Raw genomic sequence first — 18,897 nt, forward strand, 5'->3', positions numbered from 1 at the left:
TTGGTTACTGACTCCCCCCGGAAGAGTTCTCGGACTGCGCGGGCGCGGCGGGCGCCTCGATGTCGGTGGCGGGTTCGGCGACGGCCGGCGGCTCGGCGGCGGCGACCGGTTCAGCCGGCGCACGCGCGACGACGACCATGGCCGGACGCACCAGCCGTTCATTGAGGTAGAAGCCGCGCACGACTTCGTAGGCGACGTGGCCGGCGGGGACGTCCGTCGTCTCCACCTGCTGGATGGCCTCGTGGATGCGCGGGTCGAACAGCTGACCCTTGGCGCTGAAGCCCTTCACGCCGTGGCGGCCCAGCGCGTCCTCGAAGGACTTGCGCGTCATGGCCACGCCCTTCTCGAAGCTGTCCAGGTCCGGCGACTTGGTCGCGGCGTCGAGCGCGCGGTCCAGGTTGTCCATCACGGGGAGCAGGTCCTTGAGCAGCTTCTCCGAGCCGAAGCGCTGGACCTCCTCCTTCTCCTTCTGCGCGCGCTTGCGGTAGTTCTCCAGGTCCGCGGCGTGACGCACGGTGCGCTCCTGCGCCTCCTTCGCACGCTCGTGGGCCTCGCGCAGGCGCTCCATCGTCTCGCGCCCCTTGGCCTGGCTGAACTCGAGCTGGGCCTTGAGGGACTCCACCTCCTGGCGGAGCGCCGCCACGTCCTCGGACGGGGGCGCCTCGGCGTCAGACGGCGGAGAACTGGTGTCGGCGGGGGACGCGGACGCTTCGGCCTCCACCGGGATGGACGGGCCTGAAGCCTCCACCTCGATGACGGTCACCTCGTCCTCTTCGTCCATATGACGCTCGACGCTGCGAACCGCCGCGTCGATGACGTCCTGCCCGATTTCTGTCTGGATTCTGCTCTTGTCGTTCGAGCCGGCCACGGCGCGCACTATCTCACGCGCCGCGGGACCTTCCAAATGGCGAGAAGGACAAAGGAAACCGGCCTGCCCCCGGGCAAGCGGGCTTCACGCCCAGCGGAACTTCACGCTCCGGCGGTGGTCTTGGCGGCGGGCTTCTTGGGCCGGCCAATCGTCTTCTTGGAACCCGAAACAGCCTTCTTCGCCGTCTTGGTGGCGGCTCCCTTGGCTGCAGGCTTCTTGCGGCCAATGGACTTTCCCCCGGCCTTCTTCGCGGCGGGGCGGGAGGCGCTGGCCTTGGGAGCCTTGGCCTCGGCTGCGGGCTCGGCTGGCGCCTTGGCGGGGCGCGAGTGGGGGGCCTGCTCGCCGCCCTCCTCGTTCGTGAAGGCGCGCTCGACGGCGCCCTCGACCTGACGCACAGCGACTTCAATCTTCTCCGCCGCCACCTTGCTGGTGCTGGCGGCCCAGGTGCGCAGCTGCTCCAGGCCTTCCTTCACCTTGGCCTGGTTCTGAGGGTCCTTCACTTCCTTGAGGAGGCGCTCAGCCTCGCCGCGCAGGTCATCGGTGGTGCGCTTGAGCTCGTCACCGGTGCGCTTGAGGAAGTCCATCAGCTGCTTGTCCCACTTGTTGGCCATGTGCTGTCTCCTCCATGGGGCAGTCATCCCCCCCGAAAAACCATTCCACTCCACGGCTGCCCGGAGCGCAAAACCTTCCAGCGCTTGCTTGAAACACGAACGATGTCGGCGGCCATTGCCTTTCGCGCCACGCGCCTCGTGCATGCGAGCGTCCGTCGAGGCTAGAGTGGGCGCGTCGCAGGCCCCACTCCTCGAGGCCCGCGCTGGAGCCCGCCGACATGCCGTTTTTCCGAATGGCGGGGATGCTCGCCGTCCTCACCCTGCTGTGCTCCTGCTCCGAGGGACGTGGAACCTCGGGAGCGCCCCGTCTGCCCGCGGTCGAGCTGTCTCCGACGACGGTGGGCCTTGCCTACGAAGCCATGTTCACCGCGTCCGGGGGCGAGCCGCCCCTGCGATACACGGTGTCACCGCCGCCGCCGGGCTTCTCCTTTTTTACGGGAGAGGGGCGGCTGCTGGGCCCGGGCAGCGAGGCAGGTGACTTCTCCATCACCGTGACGGTGCGGGACGCGGACGGCCTGGAGAACGTGCGGACGTATGCGCTGAAAATCTATCCACGCCCGGAGGTCACCAGCGACGGGCTCCCCGCCGCCACGGAGGGGGGCAGCTACGAGCACGTCCTGGTCGCCACCGGTGGGCGACCTCCCCTTCAGTGGGAGTTGGTGGGGGGCTCGCTGCCCACGGGCATCGCGTTGAGCCCCGAGGGATTGCTGACGGGGCAGGCCCAGGGACAGGGGACCTATCCCATCACCCTGCGGGTCCATGACGCCCACGGCGCCGAAGCCGAGGTCCAGCTGGGGCTGGAAGTGGTGGGTCCCGGGCAGACGCCGGATGGGGGCGCGCCGGATGGGAGCTTCCCGCTGTCGGTGGGGAACTGGAACATCGAGTGGTTCGGGGACCCGGTCTATGGGCCCAACGACGAGCCGTTGCAGTTGGCCAATGCCCAGGCCGTCATCGCCGACGCGGGCGTGGACTTCTGGGGACTGGCGGAGATTGTCAGCACGGCGCAGTTCAACGAGCTGAAGGCGCGCCTGCCGGGCTACGACGGATTCCTGGCGGATGACGGCTCGCGGGTGTCGGCGGGGACGAGCTACTACTCGGCCAACGAGCAGAAGGTGGGCGTGCTGTTCAAGTCGGACGTGGTGCAGGTGCTGCGGGCGGAGGTCGTGCTGTTGAACCACGACTACGACTTCGGCGGGCGCCCTCCGCTGCGCGTGGACCTGCGCATCCAGCGCGGTGGCGCCAGCGTGGACGTGACGGCGTTGGTCATCCACATGAAGGCGCTCGCCGGTCCCGACGACTACGCGCGGCGCCTGTCGGCCTCCGGGTGGCTCAAGGACTACATGGACCTCCGCCTGCCCACGCAACGGGCCATGGTGGTGGGTGACTGGAATGACGACGTGGATGTGTCCATGACGACCAATCCCAGCACCGGGCTGAAATATGAATCGCCGTACCGCAACTTCGTGAACGACTCGGCCGACTACAGGTTCACCACCCAGGCACTGTCCGAGGCAGGCATTGGCAGCACGGTGAGCCGCAGCACGTTCATTGACCATCAGCTCGTCACCAACGAGCTGTGGGCCAGCTACGTCCCCAATTCGACCCAGGTGCTGCGGCCGAGCATCACGGGCTACCGGGACAACACGTCCGACCACTACCCCATCATCAGCCGCTTCAACTTCGGCAATGCGGGAGGCGGTGGAACGGGGACGGGCGGGACGCAGTACAAGGTGTTCATCAACGAGTACCTGCCGCAGTCGCATAACAAACCGGGCACCACGACGCCGGATTATGACCAGCAGTTCGTCGAGCTGGTGAACACGGGAACCACGGCAGTGGACCTGGGCGGCTGGAAGATTCACGACGCCAGCTCCTACGCGGGCGAAGACGACACGCGGCACGTATTCCCGGCGGGGACGATGATTCAGCCGGGCAAGTCGTACGTCGTGTACTCGGGCCCGACGGCGGTGCCCGCAGGCGTGACGAACGCCACGGCGGCCTCGGGAGGCGGGCTGTACTTCAACCGGGGCGTCAACACGGGCAGCAGCGGCGACACCGTGTTCCTGGTGCGGCAGGACAACACCGTGCAGGACAGCGCGGGTTATCAGGACACGACGGTGGGCATCTCCTACAACCGGAGCCCGGACGGGAGTTCCACGGGAACTTGGGTGCCGCATACGCAGCTGTCAGCCGGTGTTGAGGCTTCGCCGGGGCGGCGGGTGAACGGCACGGCGTTTTGACGGGACATTCTCCAGACTGCTCCTGACAATCCTCAACGCCCCACAACGCGCGCCGCTACCACTCTGAGCAGGCTCCCCCCGGGTTAAACCATCCCCCTGTGCAAAGGGGGTGCACCGACCTCGCGAGGGTGAAAGCGACGAACCGGCTGCGCGCAAGCCAAGGGTCGGGCAAGCCCAAACCATGCACGTGTCCAGGCACACTCCGCCACTCGCCAAAGCCAACCCCTGGATTGGTGAGGCAGCGTAAGTTCCAGATAGGAAGACGGTGAGCCCAAGGTGCCAGTGTTCCGGCCTGCCAACTGGGAACTGCTCAGTCTTCAAGGCCCCATTTACCCAGCCCAGCAGAAACAAGCCGGGCACGAACGGCGGCCACTGCATCAGGATCCAGGCCAACGTCGGCACCTGCCGCATAGACATCATTCAGGACGACGCCACGATCGTGCCCCGTGAGTAGACTCACGACTTCCACAAGGTTCTCATCGGCCATATGCGGATACAGCACTGCCAGAAGCGGCAGGTAGTCGGCCTCAGGTATCCCCTCCGGAAATGCGCTGAGGATGAGGCTCGCGGTACTCTCGAGATGGGATGGAATGTCCACGGCGTACGGGGTCCTTGCAGTGAAAGACTCATTGTGGCGTGAATGAGGTTGGGCCTGCCAACCGCCGTCTGGATAAACGACTCCGCGCGGCGCTCCTCCGTACAGAAGGTTGCGCAGTAAACTCACGGCCTTACTCGCGTTGACAGGTTCCTCCCCCGGAATCCGCCAGTACAGTCGGAGCGTCTATTCCTGGCGCGACCGCGCCTTGACTGCTTCTGGACGTGACTGCTTGGATGAATGGATGAACGCTCCACAAGGCGGAAGGGGCAGCCAGAGGTCCGCCGGGCCCGGTCCGGAGCTCATTCTGGGGAACCGCATCGGCTGGACAACCGGCGTGGATGCCGAGGGGCGGCTTCTCGTCGACTTCGAGGGGAGCCCCACCGGCCCGCTCCCCGCGCAGACGACCATTGCCCTGACGCCCGACCTCATCCAGGAGGCCGTGAGCACGCGTCAGCGCGTGGTGCTCATCTTCGAGAACGGCAATCCAGGCCTGCCCGTCATCATGGGATTCATCCAGCCTGCCGTCCCTACCCCGCTCCTGAGTGCCGTCCTCGCGGAGTCCTCGCGGGAGGCCGGTGAGCCGATGGACGTTTCGGTGGATGGCGCGAGTGTCACCATCGAAGGCCAGGACGAAGTCGTCCTGAAGTGTGGCAAGGCCAGCATCACCTTGCGACGCAATGGCAAGATCATCTTGAAGGGCACATATGTGGAAAGCCATGCGACCGGGACCAACCGCATCAAGGGAGGCTCGGTCCAGGTGAACTGAATGCCTCCTCCGCGTCTTATGATGGATGTCTACGAAGAGCACCTCGGCGAGGCGGCTTTTCTTTGGAGCCGGTGGGAGCAGAGCCTGTCCTCGCCCGCCGTTGACCTGACGATCGCAGAGGCGATTGAGGAGCGACTCCTGGCCCACCTGGACGGGCTGACCCTGGGAGGCCCCGAGGTCGCCGAGCGGTTGCTCATCCCCATGCTTGAGCAGGGAGCCCCGACAGAAGTGTCCTCGGCCGCGTTCGCCCTGCTCGCCAACGGTAGGGAGGGGGCGAAGCACGTGCTGGAGCGACTGGAGGCGACTGAAGGCCCAGCCCTCACCGGAATCCAGCGGGCCTTGGAACTCGACGACTCGCTCGACCCCGCGGCGCTCCTCCCGATACTGGGGGCCTCCCGCGTGGATACCCAGGCGGCGGTGCTCGAAGCGCTGGTGTTCCGAAGGGCCGTGCCTCCCTCCGCCCTGGCGAGGTTCCTCTCCCACGACGACCCGAGGCTCCAGAGCGCCGCCCTGCTCGGCCTGGATGGACGTCCCGAGGAGCCCGCCAGGAAGGCACTGCTGGCCGCGCTCGACTCACCCGAGGTGCGCGTGCGGACCGCAGCGCTCGTCTCGGGACTCGTAGCCGGCCTTCGGAGTGCCTGGGAGAAATGCCAGAAGTGGGCCGCGGAGCCCTCGGCGGCCGGCGCCCAGGCGCGGGTGCTCCTCGCGCTCGGGGGCGGCGAGCGGGACCTCACCCGGCTTGTGGAACTGCTGGATGTCCCGGACCTGCGAGCCTCCACCTTGTGGGCGCTCGGCTTCAGCGGCCAAGTCGCGGCGGCGGACGCCTGTCTCGCGTGGATGGGGGATGACCGGCGGACAGCCGCGCTCGCCGGGGAGGCGTTCTGCGCCATCACCGGGCTGCAACTCGAGGGCCCATACGCAGCGCCCCTTGAAGAACTCGCCGAGGAGCCCCTTGCCCTGGAGGAGGAGGATCTCGACGCCGACCTCGTCCCCCGTCCGGAGGATGCACTGCCCCTCCCCGCCCCCGGCGCGGTCGCCGCGTGGTGGAAGCAGGAGCGAGGACGCCTGGCCCCGGGAAGCCGGCTCACGCGAGGCCGCCCCTTCAGTGTCCAGTCACTATTCGAAGCGCTCCGCCAGGAGCCGATGCGCCGGCGGGAAGTCCTGGCGCTGGAGCTCGCCCTTCGCAGCCGGGGGCAGCTTCGACTCGAAGCTCGGGCGCTGACCCGCCGGCAGGCGGCCTCGTTTGACAGGGCGCTCGCGGCGCCTGCGTCTATCTCCTCCCGCCGCTTCGACGCGCTGATGCTGCAGAGCTGAGCGCGCCGCCTACTTCTTTGGCTGGATATCCACCTGGACCTGGGCCTGTGACATCAGGAGGAACTTCAGGTCGCTCAGAGAGGCCTCCACGGTGCTCCTTCCCGGCCGAAGTGCCTGATACGTGAAGGCCGTGGCGGATTGCTTCATCAAGCCCAACTCCTCCGGCTTGGCTTGGAACTCGACGCGCAACTGCTGTGACGGCTGGGACAGCTTGGGGTGGGCCTGGACCACCACCTCCTCATCCACGTGGGGCATGCTCTTCGACACCGTCACCTTGTCGATGCGCGGCAGACTCTGAGACACGCTCTTCTTGACGTGCCGCTCCATGAAGCCTTGGAGAGACCGAGCCATGGGCTCCACCGAGATGCCGCTGGTATCCCGCAGCTCCACGAACACGTTGTGGAAGACCCAGAACACCGTCTGCAGCGGCGTGCCGGGCATCTGGACGGAGAGCTGCCCCAGCCAGGCCGGTCCCCGGACATAGGGAATCTTCGCCATGGAGGTGGTGGACACGCCCGACAGGAAGCGCTCCCGCGCGACTTGAGCGCCGCTGCTGGAGACGTGGACCTTGAGGATGAAGGTAGCCGTGCCCCGGCGGAAGCTCCACTTGCGCATGACCAGGCCGCCGGCCAGGCCATAAACATCCTCCGAGAACGCTTCCCAGCCCGCCTCCTGAGTGGGGAGGAACTCCTTCACGCCGTCCCAGTCAGCCACCACGCCCACGTCCGGGTCCGGGCTGAAGACGACCTGTTCGTAACCGATCCGGTCCTTGAACTCCTTCAACTTCTGCGGATTGACCAGCAACATGGGTTCTCCCCAGGCAGTCGAGCCGAAAGCCCAGCACAGCAGGATGATGATGCTCAGGGCCGGGCGAATCACACGAGACTCGTCACGGGCGGAAACACGGCGATGTCGCTGGCCATCCCGGGCCGCTCTCCAATCATGGGATAGAGGGCCGGGTCTGGGTCGATGCTGCTGTCGATGTACTCCTGGAGCGTCTCCGTCCCGACTTGCGGCCCTGCGCACGCGTCCAGGATCTTGCTGTTCATGCCGACGAACGCGTGGTTCCCGAAGGACGTCCGCTTGGGGTCCCGTGGCAAGACGACCTTGTCGCTGCCGTTGCTCCTGTAGAACGGGTTGTTGCAGGCACCCACGCCCACCAGGTTCGTCGTATGGATGAACCCGAAGGGGTTCAGGAACAGCCACTGCGAGTTCACGCCGAGGGCCGCGGCAAAAACCTGCACGGCGGACGCCTGGTCATAGCAGCAGCACTCGGGGTCCTCGCCCTTCATGTAGTCATTGAGCTGGAACTCCCGTGCGTTCGGGTCTCCATAGTGAGGCGCGCCCTGCAACGTGTCGTACTCGAGCCCGTGGCCCGTGTGGCAGTAGCGGGCGATCTTCTCGCAGACTTCCTTGGGAGTCTTCAGCCCCACCACGCCAATCCTGTTGCACAGAAAGCGCAGGGCCTCGGCCCAGACGTGGGACGTGAATGGGATGATGGGGACCGCGGGGATGAAGAAGACCTCCACGTCGGTCCCGCCTAGGACGATGCAGCCCCCCGGCTCCGCGAAGGAGACCTCCCATGCGATGCTGCTGCGGTACCAGGAAATCTTCTCGGGCAGCTTCTTCAGTTGGGCCGTGACGGTGTGTTCCCCAGCCCCCAAAGGGATCTTCGCGGTGATTTCCAGGTCGCCTAGACGGCCGAGCAGGTCTCCTTCGCCGCTGACGTTCTCCGCCTCGAGGACATGGATCTTGACCTCGACGTCCTTGACGGAGCCAGCGGCTCCTTCAATGAGCATGGCAGCCGCCTTCTTGGAGTACCCCGCCTCCTGCGGGAGGCCCATCTTCCGTGCGTCGGTCCAGACGTCATTGACGTCCTCGCCCTTCTTCCAGTGAGGCGCGGAGATCAGCGCCTTGCCACGGCTGACCTTGATAGGGCCCTTGAAGCCCACCTCCAGGATTTCAGCTCGGAGTTTCCACTCCTTCAGCTCCGCAGAGGCTGCCACCGGGACATTGACGGGCTCGCCGAATTCCATGGCCACTCACCTTGCGCTTCCCAAACACAGCCTACAGGCCACCGCTGTCACCTCGGCGGGTGGGGCTCATCCCATGATGTTCTTCTTGTTGTGGAAGAGCGGGTCGCCCAGCCGGCACACGTTCTTGCCTTCGAACTTCACGTCGAAGGAGTACATCATGAACTCAGCAGGCCCCTTGGTGGAGCCGCTCACAACGCCTCCGCCGGCCGTACCTGCCTCGTCGCCCGCCGTCTGCTTGTACTGGGCGCCCTTGACCATGGGCATCTTGCCGTTGATGGTCACCGACGTGGGGCCCTTCGAGGCGTCCGAGGACATGCCCGTGTTTGGGTAGGGAATCGGGACGGGCCCTCCAGGCGAGGGCGTCTTGCAGACGTCGGGGAACACGATGCTCTGTCCGCCGCTGTCCTCGCTGGCGATGCCACGGCCGTTGGCGAATACCTTCGCGCTCATCGCGCCTCCTGACGGCGGACTGCATCCACCAACACGGCCCCCCGTGCCTCGCGGTCCGACGAACACCATACCAGACCGGGTCCCCTCCGATATCCCCGCAGGAGGCCGATGGCCATGAGCGACACCAGCATCGGTCCGAGCGCGGCGCCCGGGTCTCCCATGCAATCGACGGGGTGCTCGAAGCGGAAGCCCTCCTCGAAGTAGCGCGAGTGCCGAAGGTAGGACACCCCCCACTCCTTGGACCAGAAGCTCTCGCCGTTCAGGCCGGCGTAGACACACCGGACCCGGGGCACCTGTCCGGCCAGCGAGAAGAAGAGCTCGCGAAAGGCGCCCGACAGGCCCTCGCCGAGATAGGGCTCTGCGGCATAGAGGTGTCCCTTCTCGACACCGGTGCCCACCCCCAGGACGCTGGCCATGGGCGTCAGCCCCAGCCGAGCCCCGCGCCCAGGCCGGCCCAACAACATGAAGCTGGCGCCCTCGCCGGGCACGAAGCCATCCGAGAGCCCGTGGACCCGGAGGCGCTTCTCGTCCCACAGGGCATCCAGAAGTGGGAGGTCACAGTAGGTATCCACGCCTCCCACCAGGACCTGCTCCAGGGAGGTGGACCCCAGCCGCTTCAGCGCCTCGGCGAGCGCCAGCAAGCCTCCGGCCCGGCCCTGGGGGAACAGCTTGCTGGCTCGGACATCCAGCTCCACACCGGACTGATGCGCCAACTGCGCAAGGAACTCCGGGCCCACGCCGACGCCGTCCTCCGGGAGGGCCAACAGGAGGGCGGGCTTCGAAGTGCCCTGGGCCGCCTCCCGCAGCGAGGAGGAGGCCAGCCGCAGCATGCGCGCGTAGCGGGCCGAGGGGACCTTCAGCGTGGCCGGGGGAAGGTTCAGCTCGGGCAGGAACTCCTCATCGAGGAAGCCCGCCAGGATGGGCTCGGAGTGCCGGTCGACGAAGGAGGTCTCCCGCACCCGCACGATTCCGGCCCGGAGGGCGGCGGCCGCCGCCGGTGCGCTCAGCCCCACCGGCGTCACCATGCCCAACCCGAGAATCTCCGCAGTCGGTATTCGCATGGGTCCCCGGACTACGCAGCGCCCTTCAAAGACTTCAATTGGATGTGAGCTACGCTCACCTTCAGCGCCTGCTTGTCGCAGGGCACGGCGCCGCGCCAAAGCATGCAGAGCCGCCGGTCTCCCGGCTCAAGTTGCACCGTCTCCAGTTGCATGGGCGACGCATGGCGCTTGTGCGATATGGCCACCGTGACAGCGAACTCACAGATGGGCAGTTCGAAGCGCAGCGCTCCCTCGGGCGAGACGTTCACCAACTCCACCAACTCTCCGCCCTTCAAGTGTCCCGAGGCGCGCAGTCCCTCGGACGCAGTCTGGAAGAACTCACGCTTGAAGTCCGGGGGCAGGTACGGAGCCCGGGTCGTCTGCCAGGCATCGTCGTAGGTCCCCGCGAGCGCCAGCCGTGGAGCCCACGAGGGGGGCACGTGCCCCACGCCCCAGGGTCTGGGCTGGCTGGACGGACCTTGGATGAGGTGGACGGGGTCCTCCAGGTTGGGCAGCTTCGTGCCAAGCATCTCCCATTGGCTTCGCTTGCCTTTAAAGCCGGTGCCCACGGGGTTGCGAGGCTCGGCGAAGACTTGAGGGGGAGAGCCTTCCACCCTGTGGGTCCCCCCAAAGGCCCGTTCGTAGACCAGCGGCAGCGTCACGAAGGGGGCCGGTGCGGAGATCCGCGGGCCCACCACGCCCCGGGCCCACTGGCGGTCTCCGAAGACCTGGAGCACCTTGTGAAGCACGCCCACCCGCACGGAGATGGGACACGAGTCCACCGGACGTCCCCGAGGCGCGTGCGCTTCGCCGATGAGGACAACGTCCGTATGCGGCTTCAGGAGGTGGACCTCGCTCGCATACTTCAGACTCGACTGTCCGGGCTCGCTCCAGTACTCGTCCGCCACCACCAGGGGGCGCTGCTTGGCGGCGACCCGAAGCGCCCCGCCATGGAGGTCGAATGCTGCTTTGACCATGACGTACGCCGTGTCAATTCCCCGCTCGTCGGGAAGAATCGCGAGGTTCGCAATGAATGGCGTGTCGTTCTGAAGCTGGAGCATGGCAGTGCCGACAGGGTACCAAAGCTTAGCGAATTGCCTTACCGCGGCCCAGCCCTACACCTCATGGCGAACCACCGGGTGCCCGACGCAGGTACGCCAGCGGACACCCGGCCCAAGATTCCGCTGGGGCAGGCCATTTCCTACGCGCTCAAGCAGTGGGAGTCCCTCACCCGCTTCGTCTCGGACGAGCGCCTGCCCTTGGACAACAATCGCTCCGAGGCGGAGCCGAGAAAGACAGCCCTGGGAAAGAAGAACTTTCTCTTCGTCGGCCACGAGGCCGCGGGCGAAAATCTCGCCCTCGCTGGCCTCTACGCCCTGGTGGCCACCTGCGATGCCAACCACGTCAACTCAGTGGAGTACCTCGCCGACGTCCTGCTGCGGCGTGCAAACGCACCCCAACCCGCGCATCGGCGATGCTGCTGCCCCACGAGTGGACGCATCGGAATACAACCGACCCGCCCAACTCACGCCTCCATCCCAGCCTCTGAACAGCACTCTCGTCGCGGCACGCGCCGAACACGGTCCTCGGCCGCCTGCAACCCCTCACGCCACGCCATTGGCCGGACAGTTACCCGCCTCCAGCTCCGCTCCGCGCGAGGGAATAGTGGCCCCGCCAATGCTCAGCAAGCAGGCACTCTGCAGGTAAGTCCCCCCTCCTCATAGAAAGCCTGGACAATGGCCTGCCACTCTCCCCAGAAGGGACGTCCACCGATCATTTCCGATACTGAACAGATTCTCCCGCTCTCGTCAACCGAGCCCTGAGGTAGCAAGCAACTGGGATGTTTCCTTCAAAATCCAAACCCAGAAGCAGCATACCAAACAGCATCTACCAATTGATATACTGGGAGGCATGTACAAATCGACCCACCTATTACTACCCGGTCAGATGAATCGGGCGCGGTCGCCCCGTGTTGACGGAGCATGACGCCTGCCCAGTTACGCAAGCTTGACCGGGAGCTGAGCGAGTTCCTGGACTCGATGACGGAGGGAATGGGCCGGACCGAGAGACGTCGCGCGCTCGGCGGCTACCTCACCGGACTGCTGCTCGACGGAGAACGCAAGAGCATCGAGCCCATGGCGGCCCGGCTCGTCGGAGCGCCCGAGCAGACAGAAGCCATGCGTCAGCGGCTTCAGCAGTGCGTGTCCGGCGCGGCTTGGGACGACTCCGAAATGCGACGACGCCTGGCGCGGAAATTCGAGCGCGAGCTGCCGGGCCTGGAGGCCCTCGTCATTGACGACACGGGCTTCCCAAAGAAGGGCGTGCATTCGGTGGGGGTGGCGCGCCAGTACTCGGGCACCCTGGGGCGGACGGAGAACTGCCAGGTGGCTGTCAGCCTGCATGTTGCTGGAGAGAAGGGCAGCGGCTGCATCGCCATGCAGCTGTACCTACCTGAGGAGTGGACGCGCAGCAGGAAGCGCTGCAAGGCCGCGGGTGTCCCGTCTGGAGTGAAGTTTCAGAAGAAGTGGCGGATAGCGCTGAGCCAGCTGGATGACGCCCTGGCGTGGGGCGTGCGCCGGCACCTCGTCCTGGCCGATGCCGGGTACGGCGACGCGCGAGAGTTCCGCGACGGCGTGCGCGAGCGGGGGCTGCATTACCTGATGGGCGTGCAGGGCTCGCACAAGGTGTGGCCGCCCGGCGCCAAGCCGCGCAAGCCCGAGAGGGAGCCGGGCCAGAACGGGCGCCCGCGCACGCGCTACGTGGCCGAGGGCGTGCAGCCCTGGGCCATCGAGGAGTTGGCGCGTCAACTTCCCAAGGAGGAATTCCAGACAGTCTCTTGGCGTGAGGGCAGTCGGGGCGAGCAGTCCTCCCGCTTCGCCGCCGTGCGCGTGCGGACGGCGGAGCGGCACGTCCAGCGAGCTGCGCCGAGTGAAGAGGTGTGGCTGCTCATCGAGTGGCCCCAGGAGGAGAAGGCGCCGTCGAAGTACTCGCTCTGCTCGCTGCCCGCGAACACGCCGCTCAAGGAGTTGGTGCGCTTGTCCAAGCTGCGCTGGAGAGTGGAGCGCGACTACCAGGAACTCAAAGGCGAGGTGGGGCTTGACCACTTCGAGGGGCGAGGGTGGCGAGGCTTCCACCACCACGCCACCCTCTGCATGGTCGCCCACGGATTTCTCGCGCTCCGCCGAGCGCTTTTCCCCCCGGAGGAGAACACGCTGGACGCTGCCCGAGGTGCGCCGCCGCCTTCAGTACCTGCTGCTGCGCCGCATCGGCCACTGCCCCCTCTGCCTGCGCCATATCAGCGCCCGCGCACCTCCTCGGGGGCCGTCACGCATGTGACCGGGTAGTACTATGGCTGCGTACTCTTGGGGACACCCAAGTCTCTGGAACAGAGCGACTAAGGACATCATTCCTTCAGTTCCGAGAACGAGCAGCGCAACTGGCAAATGAAATCCATCGACACCTGCCAACATTTACGGTGCACGACGTTACCCATCTTGACGCACTATGGGAAGTTGCCGACCTAATCACTGGTGAATCATATGCGCTAAATCCCGCCGAAACCTACGTACTGGGCGGAGCCTTTCTTTTACATGACACTGGGATGTCTGTCGCAGCCTATCCCAAGGGACTCGAAAGCATTAAACTCGACCCCAACTGGGGCGACTGTATTTCCGTGCAACTGAAGGAGCGAATTAAGCGCCCCCCAAGCCCCGAGGAAATAGCATGCGCACCCAAAGACATAGAGGATGCCGCAGTAAGAGAGTTACTGCGCCTAAGGCACGCAGCACAGGCTGAACGCCTCGCAACAACACACTGGACTTCAAGCAACGGCCAGTCATTCCACTTAATCAACGATGACGAAATTCGCACTGTCTATGGCCGGCTCATTGGCAGGATTGCACACAGCCACTGGTGGCCTATCGACAGACTGCGCGCTGAGTTTGCTCGCCCGATTGGAGCGCCGACGTGGGCGCCGCGTGACTGGACTGTCGATCCATTGAAAGTTGCCTGCGTTCTTCGGTGCTCCGATGCCGCCCATGTTGACGACCGCAGAAGTCCACGCTTCCTGGCCGCTCTCCGCCAAATAAAAGGGATTGCAGAAAACCACTGGGCATTTCAATCGCGACTTCTTCGTCCCAACATTGACAGCGACAGACTTGTCTTCACATGTTCATCCCCATTCCCTCCCAATGAGGCGGATGCATGGTGGACCTGCCTAGACACGATTCGCATGATTGACGATGAACTTCGCCACACAGATGCACTTCTTGCAGACACCGGCCGCCCGCGGCTCCAAGCAAAGGCCGTTGCAGGTGCGGATGACCCATCTCGGCTTCGCCAGTTAATCCCAACTGAGGATTGGGACCCTGTCGAAACACGAGTCCGCATCACAGATGTTCCATCCATCGTCGAGCGCCTTGGCGGCCGAGAACTCTATGGAAACGCCCCTGCCGTGCCTCTTCGCGAGTTGCTACAAAATGCAATCGATGCAGTCAGGGCACGCCGCATTATTGAGAATCGCGATAAAGCGTGGGGTTCGGTATCAGTCCGCCTGGGACAGGATGAGCATGGGAACTGGATAGAAGTCGAAGACAGTGGAATTGGCATGTCCAAAGCCGTTCTCACAGGGCCGTTACTTGACTTTGGAGTCTCCTACTGGCGCTCGGCACTAGTGCAGGAGGAAAACCCTGGGCTACTTGCTCGGGGATTTGAGCCCGCAGGAAAATTCGGCATCGGCTTCTTCTCCACATTCATGTGGGGTGAACGAGTCCGCGTAACAACTCGTAGAGCCGAGGATGCTCGAAACGACACGCGAGTCCTAGAGTTTCGAACAGGCCTCAGCGCACGTCCGACACTACGGAATGCAGCCAGAGAGGATCAACTGATAGATGGAGGAACACGAATTCGCGTTTGGCTTAAGGATGACCCGCATGAGCCAGGCGGCCTACTCCATTCAATGGATGAGCAAGACGAAAGCATCAGTCTCCGCCAACTCACCACAAGCCTGTGTCCCGCCTCCGAAGTTGACTTATTCATCTACCAGGACGACAGGCGCGAAATGGCAGTAGAAGCCCATGACTGGAAAGAACTCGACGGATTAGCGCTCCTGAGCCGAATGCGGGCAAGAACACACAAGCGCCACTCCAAAGCCTATAGCGACACCTACAGCACATCCTCGCTCCATGTTGCGAATATTACCTCCGGCGACAAAGGACAGTTACTCGGGCGCGCATGCCTTGCCCCTGCATTAAACATACCATTAAAGCGAAGGGATTACAGCGAAAGCATCCAACCCGCCGCTGCAATCGTCGGCCCTGGAGGCATCAGGAGCGGCGGGGTGCACGGGTTGATTGGCATCCTGAGAGGCGAGCCTAGCAGCGCAAGTCGTCATCAGGCCATCCCCATCCTCAAGGGAGAGGCTTTGAGGGCCTGGGTCTCACGACAAGTTGAATTGAATTCTTCCACATGGCCCAAGGATGACATAGCTAGCCTAGTGCAACTGGCAAGAGGACTGGGCGGAGATGTTGGGATGCTCCCTATTGCCCTGCACGCCTCGGGAGAAAAGACCTTGTCAGACATTTCAAATCTCGCAACCCGCCATGACGAACTCTTCCTCATATCGGAAGGAGGTCTATCCAGCGCGGAGCGCAGGGCGGAGTCAAAAATCGCACTCAATGACAACGTATTAGTCGTCTCAATGGGCCATCCCGGCTTCCTTTGGCCCGATAGGCCGTGGCTGAGCCATAGGATCTTTGTGAATTGGCCTCCTGCCGACGATTTTCCAAGCAGGGGTGGCGAGATGAGTCGGGACGTACTGCATAACATGTGGTTCCATAGTCGCACCGTCATGGGACTGGCTATTGAGGCGATTGCCCAGGCATGGGGGGCTGGACTGGAAGAGGTTTACGCCGCAGCCGATTTTGACGACGACAAGACAAGCGTAATCAAAGTCATTGGCACGACAAAAGGCGTTCCTTGGGAAGATGACTGCACGCTCATCTCAAACCCAATCAAAAAGCATCAATCAAACGACCCATGAACTCATTGACCTATACTCAGCGTCGACGTCCGGGCACACTAATCCTAACAATTGTAGGTCGGGAGAAGCCGCAACCCCCTCCCTGTTGAAAAAACAAGAAGGGAGGAACGAGGCTTCCCATGTCGTCAATCAACGACGCAGAGACGGGGGCGCAAGCGGTGGGGTTGGTCAGCCAGTTCGGGACGGAAATGGAAGGAAGTGGAGGCTTGGCTGCAGCCTCACTTCCGCCGGCGCGAGGCGCATGCGGCCACCGTGGAGTACGTGAAGGCCCTGCTGGAGCGTGCACAGCGGAAGAATGCGTGGGGCCTTTCGGAGGACGTGGGGCACGCCGCCCTGTATGCCTTCCAGCCAGGAGATGACACCCGTGCCCCAGCCCTTCGCCGGCGCGGGCTGCTGGTAGATATGCAGGGTGTTCCCGTAGCTGTTCGCGATGGCGCTCCCTAGCCCCCTCGTCGTTCCCGAATCAAGACGCCAGTCGTAGCTCCGTGGGCGGCAGATGGCGACTGCACGCTGATGGAAGTAGTCCTCCAGGGTGTCGACACCGGTGAACGCGTTTCCCCGCACTTCGATGAGGACGATGCCTGGAGCCACTTCGGTGTCGCGGTAGCCGCCACGGAACCCCATACGCTGGTATGGCGTGAAGCACCCGACAACCAGTCCAGCAACCAATACAGCTCCCACAGTCCTCTTCATGTTCAGCATGGGCAACCAGCCTCATGTACGGCTGCGGAGGGCGTCAAACACGACAGCCTACCTCTCCAGGGTGAGGGCAGGGCCCCCGCACGATAGGTGATCGGAATCGTTAGTGATGGCGGGAGCAGGCGTGGGCATAGGGAGTCAGTGGGGTTGGTTGCTCCCTTGCCATGACCAAGACTGTTGAGACGGCCTCGTGCGATGGAATGTCCCTGCTGCTCTTTGCGCGCTTTGCAGCGGTGGAGGATCCGCGGCGGCATGCGCACAAAGTGGTCTTCCCGCTCGAACTGCTGCTGCTCATCGTCTTTGGAGCGGCGTTGAGTGACATGCCCGGCTGGCAGGGGACAGCTGACTTTGCGCGGCTGAAGGAGGGATGGCTGCGCAAGCTGTGTCCCTGGGAAGGCGATGGGACGCCGTCGGCCGACACCCTGGAGCGTGTCATGGGGATGCTGGACGCAGAGCTCTTCGCAGAGGGCTTCTCGGCCTGGATGAGGGATGTGGCGGCACGGCGTGCCCTGCCCGCAGAGGAGGTGCAGCAGGTGGCAGTGGATGGCAAGAGCATGCAAGGGGCACGTACGACGGGATCGCCAAGCGTGCCCATGCACCTGGTGCACACGTTTCTGGCGGAGGGGCGCGACAGCCTCTTGGTGGGACTTGCGCCCGCACCAGGCGGCGCCTCAGGCGAGGCCGCAGTGGCAGTGGACTTGCTGAGGCTGCTGGAGCTGACCGACACCGTGGTAACAGGCGACGCAAACCTCCTGACGGGCGCGCTGGCCGACACCATCGTGGAGGCCGGGGGGCTATGTCCTGGCCCTCAAGAGCAACCGTGGGTCCACGCACGCGGCGGAGTGCGAGACGCTGTGCACCGCGGGCAAAAAGGACGTGGTGGACGAGGCGAAGGCCGAGTCTTTGTGCGACTCACGCACTGACAGTGGAGAGGAGACAGGCCATGGCCGGGAAGAACGGCGGCGCGGCTGGGCGTTTGACATGAAGCACTTCCCTCGCGTGCAGCGCTACCTGCCGCACGCCAGGAGTGTGTTCGCGCTCGTGCGGCAGCGTACTGTCATTGCCTCACGCGGCACGGAGATAAGCTGCGAACTGCATTTCTTCCTCAGCACCCTCAAGCCCACCGCCGCTGAAACCATGGCCACCTTGGTGCGTGCGCACTGGGAGGTGGAAAACGGCCTGCACCAGCGTCTGGACGTCGTGCTGCACGAGGACGCCACGCGCATCCACAATGGCCCGGGCGCCCAGAACCTCGCAATGGTGCGCCGAGCCGCTCTGGCCGCATTGATGGCCGACACCTCCTTAAAGGCCAGTATGCCAAGACGCGTTCGTCAGGTCGGCCACGACGACGCCTACCGCCCCCACCTCCTCACCCTCGTTATTTCATAGGCCTATCGTGCTGGGGCCCTGAGGGCGAGGGACAGCGTGTCGAGTACGTCAGCAGCGGATTCTTGCTCGCGTCGACCGTACGCGCATCTCGTCAGCGACCTGACCAGATGCGATACACACCGCCCGAACGAAGGAGCCCGCCCCATGTCGAAGACGCACACGCTGTACCGCCCAGTCGGCCTCAAGGAGGCGGAGCTCATCCTCGACAGTGGCTGCTCGGCGTTCCCGCCCCGACTCCCAGACCAGCCCATCTTCTACCCAGTGATGAACGCCGAGTACGCACGGCAGATTGCCCGGGACTGGAACACGCCGGACGCGGGCTCCGGGCACGCAGGCTTCGTCACGGCCTTCGACGTGGGGACGGACTACGTCTCACGCTTCCCCGTGCGGACCGCGGGCAACAGCCTCCATCAGGAGCTGTGGGTTCCCGCTGAGGAGCTGGCCACCTTCAATCAGAACATCCACGGTCCCGTGCGCTTCACGGAGGCATGGTACGGCACCGGCTACCTCGGTCCGGACACCACACTCGGTCCTCTTGAGCGCCAGCTCCTGGCCCTGTTCGAGCAGAGCAGCGACGCCCTGCCATTGATTCAAGCCAACACCGCCGTCTGTCTCTTCAGCTCCGCCTGGTGGTCCTCCACCCCGGCGTCAGCCCAGGGACTAAACCCATCCGACCATCTTCGGCTGCTCGACCGCCTCCGCCACGCATGGGTAACCCTGCACCCCACATGGTCCCTCCCGTCCCGGGCGGGATTCGCCAAACGGGCACACAATGAAAATGCGCCCCATGCGTTATTAGGCGCGACCCATTTTGCGACCCCGTTCCGTATCCCATTTTGAAGGGAT

At 64.5% G+C, this 18,897-nt stretch carries 15 protein-coding genes and 2 pseudogenes; 8 read left to right on the top strand and 9 right to left on the bottom strand.

Features of this window, described 5'->3' with window-relative positions:
- Positions 1–4: 4 nt before the first annotated feature.
- Positions 5–877: a nucleotide exchange factor GrpE gene (gene grpE, locus OZ403_RS35200; RefSeq protein ID WP_268782807.1), complete on the bottom strand. Its 873-nt coding sequence runs from the start codon at positions 875–877 to the stop codon at positions 5–7.
- A gap of 92 nt (positions 878–969) precedes the next feature.
- On the bottom strand, positions 970–1,479 hold the full coding sequence (locus OZ403_RS35205) for a transcriptional regulator (RefSeq protein WP_268782808.1): 510 nt from the start codon (positions 1,477–1,479) through the stop codon (positions 970–972).
- Between the two features lie 218 nt (positions 1,480–1,697).
- Between OZ403_RS35205 and OZ403_RS35210 the strand changes: the two genes are divergently transcribed.
- Positions 1,698–3,719 (top strand): lamin tail domain-containing protein, encoded by a 2,022-nt coding sequence (locus OZ403_RS35210; RefSeq protein WP_268782809.1) that lies wholly within the window; start codon positions 1,698–1,700, stop codon positions 3,717–3,719.
- A 310-nt stretch (positions 3,720–4,029) separates the two neighbouring features.
- On the opposite strand, the gene OZ403_RS35215 is transcribed toward OZ403_RS35210, so the two are convergent.
- A complete protein-coding gene (locus OZ403_RS35215; protein WP_140877590.1) occupies positions 4,030–4,317 on the bottom strand; it encodes a DUF3349 domain-containing protein in 288 nt (95 codons plus the stop codon).
- A gap of 241 nt (positions 4,318–4,558) precedes the next feature.
- Between OZ403_RS35215 and OZ403_RS35220 the strand changes: the two genes are divergently transcribed.
- A complete protein-coding gene (locus OZ403_RS35220) occupies positions 4,559–5,083 on the top strand; it encodes a DUF6484 domain-containing protein (protein ID WP_268782810.1) in 525 nt (174 codons plus the stop codon).
- Positions 5,084–6,397, top strand: coding sequence for a TIGR02270 family protein (locus tag OZ403_RS35225; protein ID WP_268782811.1), 1,314 nt, complete (start codon positions 5,084–5,086; stop codon positions 6,395–6,397).
- A 9-nt stretch (positions 6,398–6,406) separates the two neighbouring features.
- Here the strand turns inward: OZ403_RS35225 and OZ403_RS35230 are convergent, their stop codons facing one another.
- The 5 genes from OZ403_RS35230 to OZ403_RS35250 all read right to left on the bottom strand — a co-directional run bounded on the left by OZ403_RS35230 (position 6,407) and on the right by OZ403_RS35250 (position 10,900).
- Positions 6,407–7,276, bottom strand: coding sequence for a hypothetical protein (locus OZ403_RS35230; protein WP_140877596.1), 870 nt, complete (start codon positions 7,274–7,276; stop codon positions 6,407–6,409).
- A complete protein-coding gene (locus OZ403_RS35235; RefSeq protein ID WP_268782812.1) occupies positions 7,273–8,433 on the bottom strand; it encodes a hypothetical protein in 1,161 nt (386 codons plus the stop codon). The genes OZ403_RS35230 and OZ403_RS35235 overlap by 4 nt, the downstream gene beginning before the upstream one ends.
- Positions 8,434–8,499: 66 nt before the next feature.
- Positions 8,500–8,883, bottom strand: coding sequence for a DUF4150 domain-containing protein (locus OZ403_RS35240; RefSeq protein WP_140877600.1), 384 nt, complete (start codon positions 8,881–8,883; stop codon positions 8,500–8,502).
- Positions 8,880–9,944, bottom strand: coding sequence for a hypothetical protein (locus OZ403_RS35245; protein WP_268782813.1), 1,065 nt, complete (start codon positions 9,942–9,944; stop codon positions 8,880–8,882). The genes OZ403_RS35240 and OZ403_RS35245 overlap by 4 nt, the downstream gene beginning before the upstream one ends.
- An 11-nt stretch (positions 9,945–9,955) precedes the next feature.
- The gene (locus OZ403_RS35250; protein ID WP_268782814.1) at positions 9,956–10,900 is read right to left on the bottom strand and encodes a DUF2169 family type VI secretion system accessory protein; all 945 of its coding nucleotides are present in this window, start codon (positions 10,898–10,900) and stop codon (positions 9,956–9,958) included.
- A gap of 195 nt (positions 10,901–11,095) precedes the next feature.
- On the opposite strand from OZ403_RS35250, the pseudogene OZ403_RS35255 reads away from it, so the two are divergent.
- The 3 genes and pseudogenes from OZ403_RS35255 to OZ403_RS35265 all read left to right on the top strand — a co-directional run.
- Positions 11,096–11,472: pseudogene (locus OZ403_RS35255) on the top strand (IS66 family transposase); the annotation flags it as partial.
- A 433-nt stretch (positions 11,473–11,905) separates the two neighbouring features.
- Entirely contained in the window at positions 11,906–13,267 is a 1,362-nt protein-coding gene (locus tag OZ403_RS35260; RefSeq protein WP_268782815.1) for an IS701 family transposase, read from the top strand.
- A 131-nt stretch (positions 13,268–13,398) separates the two neighbouring features.
- Positions 13,399–15,963, top strand: a complete 2,565-nt coding sequence (locus OZ403_RS35265) for an HD domain-containing protein (RefSeq protein ID WP_442929667.1) — start codon at positions 13,399–13,401, stop codon at positions 15,961–15,963.
- A gap of 168 nt (positions 15,964–16,131) precedes the next feature.
- On the opposite strand, the gene OZ403_RS35270 is transcribed toward OZ403_RS35265, so the two are convergent.
- Positions 16,132–16,665: a hypothetical protein gene (locus OZ403_RS35270; RefSeq protein WP_268782817.1), complete on the bottom strand. Its 534-nt coding sequence runs from the start codon at positions 16,663–16,665 to the stop codon at positions 16,132–16,134.
- A gap of 197 nt (positions 16,666–16,862) precedes the next feature.
- Here OZ403_RS35270 and OZ403_RS35275 point away from each other — a divergent pair.
- Together OZ403_RS35275 and OZ403_RS35280 are read left to right on the top strand one after the other, a co-directional pair.
- Positions 16,863–18,051: pseudogene (locus OZ403_RS35275) on the top strand (ISAs1 family transposase).
- Between the two features lie 144 nt (positions 18,052–18,195).
- Positions 18,196–18,891: a hypothetical protein gene (locus OZ403_RS35280; protein ID WP_268782818.1), complete on the top strand. Its 696-nt coding sequence runs from the start codon at positions 18,196–18,198 to the stop codon at positions 18,889–18,891.
- Positions 18,892–18,897 lie beyond the last annotated feature (6 nt).

It is taken from the genome of Myxococcus sp. NMCA1, from assembly GCF_026810205.1.
GTDB classification, from domain to species: domain Bacteria; phylum Myxococcota; class Myxococcia; order Myxococcales; family Myxococcaceae; genus Myxococcus; species Myxococcus xanthus_A.

Bases quoted from the DNA above. Each gene is read 5' to 3' on its own strand.
- OZ403_RS35210 (WP_268782809.1), top strand. From the start codon at position 1,698: ATGCCGTTTTTCCGAATGGCGGGGATGCTCGCCGTCCTCACCCTGCTG.
- OZ403_RS35240 (WP_140877600.1), bottom strand. From the start codon at position 8,883: ATGAGCGCGAAGGTATTCGCCAACGGCCGTGGCATCGCCAGCGAGGAC.
- OZ403_RS35280 (WP_268782818.1), top strand. From the start codon at position 18,196: ATGTCGAAGACGCACACGCTGTACCGCCCAGTCGGCCTCAAGGAGGCG.
- OZ403_RS35225 (WP_268782811.1), top strand. From the start codon at position 5,084: ATGCCTCCTCCGCGTCTTATGATGGATGTCTACGAAGAGCACCTCGGC.
- OZ403_RS35260 (WP_268782815.1), top strand. From the start codon at position 11,906: ATGACGCCTGCCCAGTTACGCAAGCTTGACCGGGAGCTGAGCGAGTTC.
- OZ403_RS35250 (WP_268782814.1), bottom strand. From the start codon at position 10,900: ATGGTCAAAGCAGCATTCGACCTCCATGGCGGGGCGCTTCGGGTCGCC.
- OZ403_RS35245 (WP_268782813.1), bottom strand. From the start codon at position 9,944: ATGCGAATACCGACTGCGGAGATTCTCGGGTTGGGCATGGTGACGCCG.
- OZ403_RS35205 (WP_268782808.1), bottom strand. From the start codon at position 1,479: ATGGCCAACAAGTGGGACAAGCAGCTGATGGACTTCCTCAAGCGCACC.
- OZ403_RS35220 (WP_268782810.1), top strand. From the start codon at position 4,559: ATGAACGCTCCACAAGGCGGAAGGGGCAGCCAGAGGTCCGCCGGGCCC.
- OZ403_RS35270 (WP_268782817.1), bottom strand. From the start codon at position 16,665: ATGCTGAACATGAAGAGGACTGTGGGAGCTGTATTGGTTGCTGGACTG.
- OZ403_RS35235 (WP_268782812.1), bottom strand. From the start codon at position 8,433: ATGGAATTCGGCGAGCCCGTCAATGTCCCGGTGGCAGCCTCTGCGGAG.